This window comes from Roseovarius nubinhibens ISM, from assembly GCF_000152625.1.
GTDB classification, from domain to species: Bacteria; Pseudomonadota; Alphaproteobacteria; order Rhodobacterales; family Rhodobacteraceae; genus Roseovarius; species Roseovarius nubinhibens.
The window spans coordinates 1,370,938-1,383,915 of record NZ_CH724156.1; the positions used below are offsets into that span (position 1 = coordinate 1,370,938).

At 61.6% G+C, this 12,978-nt stretch carries 12 protein-coding genes; 5 read left to right on the plus strand and 7 right to left on the minus strand.

Annotation, left to right across the window (positions count from 1 at the left end):
- The first annotated feature begins 131 nt into the window (after positions 1-131).
- Positions 132-2,756 carry a DNA mismatch repair protein MutS gene (mutS, locus tag ISM_RS06630; protein WP_009813360.1) on the plus strand — a complete coding sequence of 875 codons (2,625 nt, stop codon included), beginning with the start codon at positions 132-134 and terminating at the stop codon, positions 2,754-2,756.
- A gap of 139 nt (positions 2,757-2,895) precedes the next feature.
- On the opposite strand, the gene ISM_RS06635 is transcribed toward mutS, so the two are convergent.
- Entirely contained in the window at positions 2,896-3,456 is a 561-nt protein-coding gene (locus ISM_RS06635; protein ID WP_009813361.1) for a nucleotide exchange factor GrpE, read from the minus strand.
- A gap of 11 nt (positions 3,457-3,467) precedes the next feature.
- On the minus strand, positions 3,468-4,532 hold the full coding sequence (gene hrcA, locus ISM_RS06640) for a heat-inducible transcriptional repressor HrcA (protein ID WP_009813362.1): 1,065 nt from the start codon (positions 4,530-4,532) through the stop codon (positions 3,468-3,470).
- A 121-nt stretch (positions 4,533-4,653) separates the two neighbouring features.
- Here hrcA and rph point away from each other — a divergent pair, with 121 nt between their 5' ends.
- From rph to ISM_RS06660, 4 genes are read left to right on the plus strand one after another with little or no spacing between them, the layout of a single operon-like run.
- On the plus strand, positions 4,654-5,370 hold the full coding sequence (rph, locus tag ISM_RS06645) for a ribonuclease PH (RefSeq protein ID WP_009813363.1): 717 nt from the start codon (positions 4,654-4,656) through the stop codon (positions 5,368-5,370).
- Complete coding sequence (gene rdgB, locus ISM_RS06650) at positions 5,363-5,971, plus strand: RdgB/HAM1 family non-canonical purine NTP pyrophosphatase (protein ID WP_009813364.1); 609 nt, start codon at positions 5,363-5,365, stop codon at positions 5,969-5,971. Before rph ends, rdgB begins: the two co-directional genes overlap by 8 nt.
- Positions 5,964-7,121 (plus strand): radical SAM family heme chaperone HemW, encoded by a 1,158-nt coding sequence (hemW, locus tag ISM_RS06655; RefSeq protein ID WP_009813365.1) that lies wholly within the window; start codon positions 5,964-5,966, stop codon positions 7,119-7,121. Before rdgB ends, hemW begins: the two co-directional genes overlap by 8 nt.
- 3 nt (positions 7,122-7,124) lie before the next feature.
- Positions 7,125-7,484, plus strand: a complete 360-nt coding sequence (locus tag ISM_RS06660) for a YbaN family protein (RefSeq protein WP_009813366.1) — start codon at positions 7,125-7,127, stop codon at positions 7,482-7,484.
- Here ISM_RS06660 and ISM_RS06665 read toward each other — a convergent pair.
- From ISM_RS06665 to mnmE, 5 genes are read right to left on the minus strand one after another with little or no spacing between them, the layout of a single operon-like run.
- Positions 7,453-8,370 (minus strand): ParB/RepB/Spo0J family partition protein, encoded by a 918-nt coding sequence (locus ISM_RS06665; protein WP_009813367.1) that lies wholly within the window; start codon positions 8,368-8,370, stop codon positions 7,453-7,455. The two genes, ISM_RS06660 and ISM_RS06665, sit on opposite strands and share 32 nt — an antisense overlap.
- A gap of 20 nt (positions 8,371-8,390) precedes the next feature.
- The gene (locus tag ISM_RS06670) at positions 8,391-9,200 is read right to left on the minus strand and encodes a ParA family protein (protein ID WP_009813368.1); all 810 of its coding nucleotides are present in this window, start codon (positions 9,198-9,200) and stop codon (positions 8,391-8,393) included.
- The gene (gene rsmG / locus ISM_RS06675) at positions 9,193-9,795 is read right to left on the minus strand and encodes a 16S rRNA (guanine(527)-N(7))-methyltransferase RsmG (protein WP_009813369.1); all 603 of its coding nucleotides are present in this window, start codon (positions 9,793-9,795) and stop codon (positions 9,193-9,195) included. Before rsmG ends, ISM_RS06670 begins: the two co-directional genes overlap by 8 nt.
- The gene (gene mnmG / locus ISM_RS06680; protein WP_009813370.1) at positions 9,792-11,657 is read right to left on the minus strand and encodes a tRNA uridine-5-carboxymethylaminomethyl(34) synthesis enzyme MnmG; all 1,866 of its coding nucleotides are present in this window, start codon (positions 11,655-11,657) and stop codon (positions 9,792-9,794) included. The genes rsmG and mnmG overlap by 4 nt, the downstream gene beginning before the upstream one ends.
- Before the next feature lie 12 nt (positions 11,658-11,669).
- Positions 11,670-12,953, minus strand: coding sequence for a tRNA uridine-5-carboxymethylaminomethyl(34) synthesis GTPase MnmE (mnmE, locus tag ISM_RS06685; protein WP_040618362.1), 1,284 nt, complete (start codon positions 12,951-12,953; stop codon positions 11,670-11,672).
- Positions 12,954-12,978 lie beyond the last annotated feature (25 nt).

Here is a 12,978-nt window from a genome sequence, read left to right on the forward strand (position 1 = left end):
GTTTCCCAATCCTTATCCGCGCCCCGCCCCCACGACAACCATAACCCCCCTTTCGCCCCCCTGCCCGCATCGGTAAATTGCCCCGAAACCGGGGGGCAGACGTGACGGCACAAACCGCAACCGTAACGCCGATGATGGCGCAATTTCTGGAACTCAAGGCAGGCTATCCCGAGGCGCTGCTGTTCTATCGCATGGGCGATTTCTACGAATTGTTCTTCGATGATGCCGTCGCCGCCTCGGCCGCGCTCGACATCTCGCTGACCAAACGCGGCAAGCATCTGGGCGAAGACATCCCGATGTGCGGCGTGCCCGTCCATGCCGCCGAAGGCTATCTGCTAACGCTCATCCGCAAAGGGTTTCGCGTCGCCGTCTGCGAACAGATGGAGGATCCCGCCGAGGCCAAGAAACGCGGCTCGAAATCCGTGGTCAAACGCGATGTCGTGCGGCTCGTCACCCCCGGCACCCTGACCGAGGACAGTCTGCTCGAGGCGCGCCGTCACAATTTTCTGGCCGCTTTCGCCAATGTTAGAGACACATCTGCCCTCGCTTGGGTCGATATTTCCACCGGCGCGTTTCACGTCATGCCGCTCGCGCCCGCGCGGCTTGGCCCGGAACTGGCGCGGCTCGCCCCGGCCGAGGTCATCGTCGCCGACGGGCTGACCCGCGACATGGCCGAGATCATCGAAGAGAGCGGCGCATCGCTCTCGCCGCTGGGCGCCGCGTCCTTTGACAGCACCGGCGGCGAAAAACGCCTCTGCACCCTGTTCGGCACCGCCTCGCTCGACGCCTATGGGCAGTTCACCCGCCCCGAACTTGCCGCCATGGGGGCGCTGGTCGATTATCTCGACATCACGCAAAAGGGCAAACTGCCCCTGCTCCAAGCCCCGAAACAGCTGAGCCAGGGCGGCGCGATGCAGATCGACGCCGCCACCCGGCGCAATCTCGAACTGACCCATGCGCTCTCGGGCGGGCGCGCTGGCTCGCTCTTGTCGGTGATCGACCGCACCGTCACCGCCGGCGGCGGCCGCCTGCTGGAACAGCGGCTTTCAAGCCCCTCGCGCGATCTGCAAACCGTGACATCGCGGCTCGACTCCGTGTCATTTGCGCTGGAACAGTCTCGATTCTCGGATCAGCTCCGCGATATGCTGCGCCGCATTCCCGATATGGATCGGGCGCTGTCACGGCTCGGGCTCGACCGCGGCGGCCCGCGTGATCTCACCGCCATTCGCAACGGGCTCGACCATGCGGCCCAGATTGCCGCCCTGCCCCGTCCCGACGATATGCCGCGCGACATTTCCGCGGCCCTCGCCCGGCTCACCGGCCATGACGAACTGCTCGACCTGCTCGATCAATCGCTGGTGGCCGAACCGCCGCTTCTCGCCCGCGACGGCGGTTTCATCGCCCCCGGCTTTGACGAAGAGCTCGACGAGTGCCGCAAGCTCCGCGACGAAGGCCGCAGCGTCATCGCCGCCATGCAATCGGAATATGCCGAGCTGACCGGGATTGCCTCGCTCAAGGTCAAACACAACAACGTGCTGGGCTATTTCGTCGAAGTCACCGCCACCCATGCCGACAAGATGCTGTCGGAGCCGCTCAATCAGACCTTCAAGCACCGCCAGACCACCGCCAATCAGGTGCGCTTCACCACCGTGCCCCTGTCCGAGATGGAAACCCGCATCCTGAACGCGGGCGGCCGCGCGATCGAGATCGAAAAGCGGCTCTATGACACCCTGAAACGCGCCATTCTCGACCGCTACGCGCAGGTCTCCGACAGCGCCGCCGCGCTGGCAGAGCTCGATTTGCACAGCGCGCTCGCCACGCTGGCCCGCGAATTGGACTGGTGCCGCCCCAAGGTCGATGACAGCCGCGCGCTCCACATCACCGCAGGCCGTCACCCGGTCGTGGAACAGGCGCTGCGCGCAGGCTCCGGCGCGCCGTTTATCGCCAATGATTGCGATCTTGGCGGCGAGGCCGACATCTGGCTGCTCACCGGCCCCAACATGGCGGGTAAATCGACCTTTCTGCGGCAGAACGCGCTCATCGCCATTCTCGCCCAGATGGGCAGTTTCGTCCCCGCCGCCTCGGCCCATATCGGCCTTGTCAGTCAGGTCTTCAGCCGCGTCGGTGCCTCCGACGATCTCGCCCGGGGCCGCTCGACCTTCATGGTCGAAATGGTCGAAACCGCCGCCATTCTCAATCAGGCCGATGATCACGCGCTGGTCATTCTCGACGAAATCGGCCGTGGCACCGCCACCTATGACGGGCTCTCCATCGCCTGGGCGACGCTCGAACATCTCCATGAGGTGAACGGCGCGCGCGCGCTCTTTGCCACCCATTACCACGAGATGACGCGCCTCTCGGACCGGCTCGCCCGGGTCGACAACGCCACCATCGCGGTCAAGGAACATGATGGCGACGTGATCTTTCTGCACGAGGTCCGGCGCGGCGCGGCGGATCGCTCTTACGGCGTGCAGGTGGCCAAGCTCGCGGGTCTCCCCGCCACGGTGGTCGAACGCGCCCGCGTCGTGCTCGAAGCGCTGGAGAAAGGCGAACGCGAAGGCGGCACCACCCGCGACACGCTGATCGACGATCTGCCGCTCTTCTCCGCCGCCCCGCCACCGCCCGCCGCCGCGCCCAAATCCTCGGGCCCCTCGGCTTTGGAATCCCGGCTGTCGGAGGTGCTGCCCGACGCGATGACCCCGCGCGAGGCGCTCGATCTGATCTACGAGCTCAAATCCCTGCTCGATCCGAGCTAGACCGCGCGGCACTGTAAGACTTGCCGGCGGGATTTTTCCCGAAATCCATACTGTCGCGTTACCGACGTAATACCGACGTGTCACCGAAACGAAAAAAGCGGCCTCTGGGGCCGCTTTAATCTTTTGATTCGCTCTGGCGTTACTGGGTGTTCGATGACACGCCCACCTGCGCCGGACGCAGGATCCGCTCGTGCAGCATGAACCCCTCGGCCGAGACCTGAATGATCTCCCCCGCCTTGGTCCCCGGCACCGGCGCCTCGAACATTGCCTCATGCAACTGCGGGTCGAACTTGTCGCCAACCTGCGGAGAAACAAGGGTAATCCCGTGTTTCTGGAACACGCTGAGCAGCTCGCGCATGGTGAGCTCGATCCCCTCGATCAGCGCCTTGGCGATCTCTTTTTGCTCATCCGTCGCCGCTTCCAGCGCGCGTTTCATGTTGTCATAGACCGGCAGGACATCCCGCGCCAACCGCGTGCCGCCATATTGCTCGGCATCGCGCCGCGCCTTGTCACCCCGTTTCCGGGCATTCTCCGCATCCGCCAACGCCCGCATGAACTTGTCCTGCAGCGCGTCCCGCTCGGCCCGCAGAGAGTCGATTTCTGCTTGTTCGTCAGTGACTTCTTCCAGCTCGGATTCCATCTCTTCGGCCAATGCCTGGTCAATATCATCCAGGAATTCGTCGTTCTTGGGCTCTGCCATCTCTTACCTCTTCACCCGCGGTCGGAAATCAGTTTCCCGACCAGCTGTGCCGTATAATCCACGATCGGTACGATGCGCCCATAGTTCAGGCGTGTAGGCCCGATGACCCCGACCGCACCGACGATCTTTCGATCAGCGTTCATATATGGAGACACCACCAAAGAGGAACCCGAAAGTGAGAAAAGTTTGTTCTCCGAGCCAATAAAAATGCGCACACCCTCGCCCTCATCGGCCAGTTCGAGGAAATCGGCGATGTCCCGCTTGCGTTCCAGATCGTCAAACAATTCCCGAATTTTCTCGAGATCCGCCTGATCCCCATCCGCCGCCAAAAGGTTCGACCGGCCGCGCACGATCAACCGCTCTGGCGCATCCCCCTCGCGATCCCAAACCGCCAGCCCGCTGTCGACAAGCTCGCGCGCAAGCACGTCGATCTCCTGACGTCTCGCGTTGATTTCCTTGCTGAATCGGGTCCGCAGATCGCTGAGCGTCTTGCCCTCGATGAGCGCGTTGAGGAAATTCGCGGCCTCCCGCATCGAGCTCGGCGTTTGCCCCGGCGGCGGGGTGAAAATCCGGTTCTCGACATTGCCATCGGCAAAGACCAGCACCACAAGCGCCCGATCCTGGGCCAGGCTCACGAACTCGATATGCTTGATCGGTGCCTCATGTTTCGGCGCAAGGACCAGCGACGCCCCGCGCGTCACCCCCGACAGGGCCGCGCCCACACGGTCGAGCACATCCGCCACATCCTGGCTGTTGCCCGTCACCGTCGCATCGATCATTTCGCGATCGGCATCGCCGAGATTGCTCACCTCGAGCAGCCCATCGACGAACATGCGAAGCCCTTCTTGCGTCGGCAGCCGCCCCGCCGACACATGCGGCGAGCTCAGCAATCCGAGATATTCGAGATCCTGCATCACATTGCGCACCGTGGCCGCGCTGATCTTTTCCGACATCTCCCGCGTCAGGCTGCGCGAGCCCACAGGTTCGCCATTGAGGAGGTAGGAATCCACGACGCGCCGAAAGACTTCGCGCGAACGATCGTTCAACTCTTCGAGTATTTTACCTGCATCCGACATCTGTTTGTCACCATGGCTCGCTGGGTTGCCATTAAAACCGGTGGTCTTCCGAGGTCAATCACCCTTCCAATCTTGGTCTGACAAAGGTATTTGCGGATTGAACAATTACAAGGATGATCCCATGCGCCCCTCTGGCCGAGCTCTCGACGAAATGCGCCCTGTTTCCATTGAAACGGGGGTCACGAAACACGCCGAAGGCTCTTGCATGATCCGTGTAGGCGACACCCATGTGCTCTGCACCGCGACCATCGAGGACCGCGTGCCGCCCTTTATCAAGGGCTCGGGCCTCGGCTGGGTCACTGCCGAATACGGCATGCTCCCCCGCTCGACCACGAGCCGCATGCGCCGCGAGGCCTCTGCCGGCAAACAAGGCGGGCGCACTGTCGAAATTCAGCGTCTGATCGGCCGCTCGCTGCGCGCCGGTGTTGATCGCGTGGCCCTGGGCGAGCGTCAGATCACCGTCGATTGCGATGTCATTCAGGCCGATGGCGGCACCCGCTGTGCCTCGATCACCGGCGGCTGGGTCGCGCTCAAACTCGCAGTGCAGAAGCTGATGAAAGCGGGCGATGTGACAAGCGATCCGCTCGTTGATCCGGTTGGTGCCGTGTCCTGTGGCATCTATGCCGGGCAGCTCGTGCTCGATCTCGACTATCCCGAAGATAGCGAAGCCGGCGTCGATGGCAATTTCATCATGACCGCCTCTGGCCGCATGATCGAAGCGCAGATGAGCGCCGAAGGCTCGACCTTCACCCGTGACCAGATGACCGGCCTGCTCGACCTCGCCGAGAAAGGCGTTCAAGAGCTGGCAGAACTGCAAAGGGCCGCTATGAATGCGTAAATTCTCTGACGACCGACTGCTGGTGGCCACGCATAACGCGGGCAAGCTCGAAGAGATCGCGCATCTTCTCGAGCCTTACGGCGTGTCGGTCGTCGGTGCTGCCGAGATGCAGCTTGGGGAGCCCGAAGAGACCGAAGACAGTTTCGTCGGCAACGCCCGGATCAAGGCCCATGCCGCCGCCAAGGCCACCGGCCTGCCCGCGCTCGCCGATGATTCCGGCCTCTCGATCGAGGCTTTGGGCGGCGCGCCCGGCGTCTATACTGCCGATTGGGCCGAAACCCCCGAAGGCCGCGATTTCGCCATGGCCATGGCCAAGGTTCATGATCTTCTCGAAAACGAACAACATGCCAAACCCTGGCGCGCCAAGTTCTGCTGCACGCTGGTGATCGCCTGGCCCGATGGCCATGACGAGGTGTTCGAAGGCATCGCCCCCGGCGAAATCATCTGGCCGCCGCGCGGCGATCAGGGCCATGGCTATGACCCGATCTTCCTGCCCGAAGGCCACGAGATCAGCTTTGCCGAGATGGACCGCTGGGAAAAAAACCGCATCAGCCACCGCGCCGATGCTTTTGCCAAGCTGGTACAGGGCTGTTTTGACTGAGGATTGGCAACAGGGCGGCTTTGGCATCTATGTTCATTGGCCGTTTTGCCAATCGAAATGCCCCTATTGCGACTTCAACAGCCACGTCACCGCGTCAATTGATCAGGATGCCTGGCTTGAAAGCTATCTAGCTGAAATTAAAAGATATTCCGATCTGTTGCCGGGGCGGGTTGTCAACTCGATCTTCTTCGGGGGCGGCACACCGAGCCTGATGCAGCCGCATGTCGTGGGCGGTGTGATTGACGCGATCGGCAAAGGCTGGACCCTCGCCAATGATGTCGAGATCACGCTCGAGGCGAACCCCGGCTCGGTCGAAGCCGGGCGCTTTCTCGGCTATCGCGAGGCGGGGGTAAATCGCATTTCCATGGGCATTCAGGCGCTCAATGACCCGGATTTGCGCCGCTTGGGCCGTCTCCACAGCGTCTCTGAGGCGCTTCAGGCCTTCGATGTGGCCCGCAGCACCTTCTCTCGCGTCAGTTTTGACCTGATTTATGCCCGCCAAGACCAGACTCTGGCCGATTGGGAGGCGGAATTGACCCGCGCGCTCACCTATGCGGTCGATCATCTCTCGCTCTATCAGCTGACCATCGAGCAAGGCACCGCCTTTGGCGACCGCTACAATCGCGGGCTGCTCAAAGGTCTGCCCGCCGATGACAGCGCCGCGGATATGTATGATCTGACCCAAACCATCTGCGCAGATCACGGCATGCCCGCCTATGAGATCTCGAACCACGCCGGCCCCGGCGCGCAATCGCGGCACAATCTGATCTACTGGCGCTATGGCGATTATGTCGGCATCGGCCCCGGTGCCCATGGCCGGATCACGGTTGGCGGTCGTAAATTCGCGACCGAGGCCCATCGCGCCCCCGGTAAATGGCTCGCAGAGGTCAAGAACGGCTCGGGCGACAGCGCCAAAAATGAGGTGATTGGGCCGGAACAGGGTCTGGAATACCTGTTGATGTGCCTCCGCCTGACGGAAGGTCTCGACCGGGATCGCTATCGAACACTCGCGCAGCGCGACTTTGCGCCCGATACCCTCGCTGAGCTTCGCGACATGGGCATGATCGTGGCCGATGACCAGAACCTGCGGTTGACCGAAAAGGGGCGCCCCGTCCTCAATGCAATTCTCGCCGAGTTGGCAGGCGACTGAGTGATGCGCGCGATCTGGCTGATCCTCGGATGCCTCGCCGTCGCACTCGGCGCCATCGGCGTGGTCCTCCCGCTACTCCCGACCGTGCCGTTCCTGCTGCTCGCCACCTTCTGTTTCGCCCGCTCTTCTGACCGGCTGCACGATTGGCTTCTCTCCCATCCGCGCTTTGGCCCATCGATCCAGGATTGGCAGGCCCACGGTGCCATAAGACGACGGGTCAAACTCCTCGCAACAGTCTCTATTTCAGCTGTTTTGGCGATTTCTCTCGGGCTGAGGCTCCCCGCGCATCTGATCATGATTCAGATGGCAGTGCTCTCTCTCGTCCTGCTTTTTATATGGACCCGTCCGGAAGGCCCGCGCTGAGCAAGGAGCACAGCGCATCAAGCTGATCCAGATCGCTGTAGGTCAGCGTGATCTTACCGCCACCCGACGCCCCGATGTGATCAATCGAGACTTTCATGCCCAGATTGGCCGAAAGATCCCCCTCAAGCGCCCGCGTATCCGCATCCTTCGCTGACACTTTGCGCGCCGCAGGCTTGGCCTCGCCCTCTGCCGATTTGCTCGCCGACTTTACCAACGCCTCGGTCTGACGCACCGATAGCCCCTTGGAAATCACCTGTTTCGCAAGCTTTTCAGCGTCGTCCGAAGTAATCAGCGCCCGCGCGTGCCCCGCGCTGAGCTGGCCTTCCGACAAAAACCCCTGAACCGCTGGCGGCAGTTGCAGCAGGCGCATCGTATTGGCGATATGGCTGCGGCTCTTGCCGAGCGCCTGGCTCAGCTTGTCCTGCGTATGGCCGAATTTCTCCATCAGCTGCGCATAACCCGCAGCCTCTTCGACCGGGTTGAGATCCGCCCGCTGAATATTCTCGATTATCGCAATCTCAAGGACTTCCGTGTCGTTAAATTCCTTAATGACAACAGGCACTTGATGCACTTTTGCCCGCTGGGCTGCCCGCCAGCGACGCTCGCCCGCGACAATCTCGAAATGATTCTCCTTGCTCGGATGGCTGCGCACGATCAGCGGCTGGATAATCCCCTTTTCCGCGATCGAATTGGCTAGATCTTCGAGCTTTTCCTCGTCAAACCGACGCCGCGGCTGATCGGGATTAGGCAACACAAGGTCAATCGCCACCATGCGATCCGGCGATCTCGGCTGCTCGGCAGTGGCCGTTGAGGCATCCCCAACATCCGCCATCAAGGCCGAAAGACCCCGGCCCAACCCGCGCTGCTTGCCTTTTTTATCCGCCATGACCCACCTCTTTCGTTCTGTTATGCCGCCACGGGCGAAGATGTCTTGAGCATTTCGCGCGCCAAATCCTGGTAGGCCCGCGCGCCGGACGACGCCGGATCATAGCTCAGCACCGGAATCGCGAAAGACGGCGCCTCGCTGAGCCGCACATTGCGCGGAATCAATGTTTTATAAACCAACTCACCCAGGTGATCGCGCGCATCCGCTTCCACCTGCCGTGAGAGATTGTTCCGCGCGTCATACATGGTCAGCACCACACCCTCGATCCGCAGCTTAGCATTGGCCGTATCGCGGACCTCGCGTACGGTGAGCATGAGCTGCGACAGCCCTTCAAGCGCGAAAAATTCACTCTGAAGCGGCACGAGCACCGAATCTGCAGCCACCAGCGCGTTGATCGTCAGAAGGTTAAGAGACGGCGGACAATCGATAATGATAAAATCGAGTTCCAGCGTATCCAGAGACTGCTGATGCAGCGCATCGCGCAGCAAGAAAACCCTTTTTTCATTGGAGATAAGCTCAATATCTGCCGAGCTGAGATCGGTCGTCGCGGGTACAATCCACAACCCGGGGGTGCCCGTCGGCTGCACCGCCTCCACCGCCTCCAGCTCTTCGAGCAAGAGCTCGTAGGTCGTCATATCCCGCTGATCCGCCTCGATGCCGAGGCCCGTCGACGCGTTGCCCTGTGGGTCGAGATCCACCAAAAGCACCCGCTTCCCCATCTCGGCGAGCGCGGCGCTCAGGTTGATGGCGGTGGTGGTTTTCCCGACCCCGCCCTTCTGGTTGGCAACAGCAATGATTTTCGCAGCGGGCGGACGGCTTGGATCAGGCACGAGACACTCCTGTGACCTTCAGAATATGAGCACTGTCATCGGTTTCACTTTTACAGGCCGTGGCTTTGAAATTCCACAAATTTTCCGCCTGTCGCAGCTCGTCTTGCCACTGCGCCCCCTTCATAAAAAGGGCCAAGCCATCCGGCACCATATGCCGTGTCGCGAAGCCGAGCAAATCCGTCAAAGGCGCCAAAGCTCTGGCTGACAGAACATCCGCCTCCTGCGGGGCCGCCTGCTCAATCCGTTCAGAAAGAACAGTCACCGGCACCGATGTTTCACGTGAAACACTTCGCAAGAACGCGCATTTCCTCTGATCGCTCTCGATCAAGGTAAACTTGGCACCCTTGTGACTCTCCTGCGCAAGGATCGCAGCGACGAGGCCCGGAAAGCCGCCGCCACTCCCAATATCCACCCAGTGAGAAATCTGCGTCGGGGCGTGCAGCATGATCTGCGCCGAATCCTCGAAATGTCGGCGACCGGCCTCATTGAGCGATGCACGCGCAACAAGATTGATCTTCGGGTTCCACTTTTCCAGAAGCGCGGCATAGATTTCTAGCCGCTCTTCTGTTTCACGTGAAACATTGGCAAGGCTCATGCGGTCATTCCGCGACGCGACTGGCGCACCTTGGCCAACAACAGGGTCAGCGCCGCAGGCGTCATTCCGTCAATCCGCCCAGCCTGCCCGATATTATCCGGCCGCGCCGCGTTGAGCTTCATTTTAAGCTCGTTCGACAGCCCTTCCATCGCCATATAATCAAAATCCGTGGGAATGCGCTGCTGCTCGTCCCGCTTGAGAACCGCGACATCACGCTCCTGGCGCAGGATGTAATTGGCATACATCGCATCCTTGGAGAGCTGATCTCGGCTCGCCTCGTCGATCGCCCCCCACTCTGGACGAAGCGCCACGAGCGCGTCGAAATCAAACTGCTGCAAGGCCAGCAATTCATAGCCATTGCGCCGCTTGCCATCCTGATTGACCGCATGGCCCGCGGTCACCAGCTCCTTAGGCGTAAACACGACCGATTCCATGTCTTGCCGTGCCTCGGCAAGCGCGGACATCTTCGCCTCAAACGCCTGTTTCCGCTCTGCGCCAACGCATCCGACCTCGATCCCGAGCGGTGTGAGCCGCTGATCCGCGTTATCCGCGCGAAGCGACAGCCGAAACTCAGCCCGCGATGTAAACATGCGATAGGGTTCGCTCACCCCACGCGTGATCAGATCATCGACCATCACCCCGATATAGCTGTTGCTACGGCTAAAGGTGATCGGGTCGCGGCCCAGCGCCACGGCCGCCGCGTTGAGCCCAGCCACGAGCCCCTGCGCCGCCGCCTCTTCATAGCCAGTCGTGCCGTTGATCTGCCCCGCCAAAAACAGCCCCGGCACATCCCGCACAGCCAGTCGCGAATCGAGCGCGCGGGAATCGACATAGTCATATTCAATGGCATAGCCGGGTTGAAGAATGGTTACATTCTCCAGACCTTTGATCGAACGCACATAGTCATGCTGGATGTCTTCAGGCAGCGAGGTCGAAATCCCGTTGGGATAGATCACATTGTCAGACAGGCTCTCGGGTTCGAGGAACACCTGATGCGAGCTCTTCTCGGCAAAGCGGACGATCTTATCCTCGATGGACGGACAGTATCGCGGGCCGACACCTTCGATCCGGCCGCTGTACATAGCCGATTTACCGATGTTTTTCTCAATGATTTCATGCGTTTGTTCATTCGTGTGGGTGATCCCACAGCTGATCTGCTGTGCCGAAACCTTCGACGACAGGAACGAAAACAGCGTCGGATCATCATCGCCCGGCTGCACCTCAAGATCGGACCAATCAATCGTCGTCCCATCGAGCCGCGGCGGCGTCCCCGTCTTGAGCCGCCCGAGCGGAAGCCCGAACTGATCAATCCGTTCGGCCAGTTTGACAGACGGCTTGTCCCCCATCCGCCCGCCGGGCCGCGACACCTGACCGATATGGATCAGCCCCCGCAGAAACGTCCCGGTGGTGAGAACCACTGCGCTTGCCGAAATCTCGGACCCGTCGGCGAGCCTCACGCCCCGCACCTCGGCCCCGGACATCAGGAAATCCGCCGCCTCGCCCTCAACAATCGTCAGGTTCGGACAGTCGCGCATCTCGCGCTGCATCTCTTCGCGGTAGATCTTACGATCGGCCTGCGCCCTCGGGCCCTGTACCGCCGGCCCTTTGCGCCGGTTCAGCAGGCGAAACTGGATGCCGGCCTTATCCGCCACGCGTCCCATCACCCCGTCGAGCGCGTCGATCTCACGGACGAGATGCCCCTTACCGAGCCCCCCGATCGCCGGGTTGCAGGACATCACCCCGATGCTCTCAAACGTCAGTGTGACAAGGGCGGTGCGCGCACCCATCCGGGCCGCCGCATGGGCCGCGTCCGCACCGGCATGACCGCCGCCGACAACTATGACATCGAAATCATGTTTCACGTGAAACACCCCTCATTTGCCGAGGCAGAAACTGGAGAACACTTCGTCAAGGATCGCCTCAACATCGACCCGGCCCACCAAACTGTCGAGCGCATAGACGGCGCGCCGAATCTCTTCTGCCACGATCTCGGACATCTCTACATTCTGTAGCATAAGATCACGCGCCTGTTCCAACGCATCACAGCCCTCCTGCAATGCCCGCTTGTGACGCAGATGGGTGGCCACCCCGGCATGTGCAACCCGCGACGACAGCCGTTCGGAAATCGCGGTGATCAGCTCGGCAATCCCCGCCCCGGTTTTTCCGGACACCCCGGGAAATGAACCGCCCGCAACATCCGCCTTGGCCTGCAAGAGGATATCCCCCTCCTCGGCAAGCTCGGCGCCTTGCGACGGATCGTCGAGCAGAAAGACCCGAAGATCGGCCTGGGCGGCGCGTTCCTTGGCCCGCGCAATCCCGACCGATTCGACGACATCCTCGGTCTCGCGAAGCCCCGCCGTATCGAGAAACGTCACCGGCAACCCAGCCACATCCATCCGCACTTCGATCACATCGCGCGTCGTCCCGGCCACATCAGAGGTAATCGCCGCATCGCGCCCGGCAAGCCCGTTCAAGAGCGTCGATTTCCCGACATTCGGCGCGCCGACGATCGCCACTTCAAACCCGGTGCGAATACGTTCGGCCGCCGCCACCCCGGTGATCTCGACACGCAGCTCGGCCATCACCCCGTCAAGCACCGCGATCACCTCCGGGTAGACATCCTCGGGCACCTCTTCATCGGCAAAATCAATCGTCACTTCCAGAAGCGCCATCGCCCGGATGAGCTTGCCACGCCAGCCCTCGGCCTTCTGGCCAAGAGCGCCGGAAAACATCTTCATCGCCTGACGCCGCTGCGCCTCGGTCTCGGATTCGAGAAGATCGGCAAGCCCCTCGATCTGCGCCAGATCGAGCCGCTCATTCTCGAGCGCGCGCCGCGTGAATTCTCCCGGTTCTGCCTGCCGCAAGCCCGGCATCTCACCCAGTCGCGCCAACAGCGCGCCGATGATGGCCACGCTGCCATGTACCTGAAATTCAACGGTTTCTTCGCCGGTAAAACTATGGCCCGCGTCAAAGGTTAAGATCAGCGCCTCGTCGAGAACCTCGTCCCCCTGCCGCAACAGACGGACCGAGCCGACACGCCGGGCCGGCACATCTCCCGCCAGAACACGGCACGCCTCAAACGCCGCCGGTCCGGACACGCGAACGACAGAAACGCCCGCCTTCCCCGGGGCGGATGAAAGCGCAAAAATCGTGTCCATCATGGTCACCCTGTGACCAAGACCG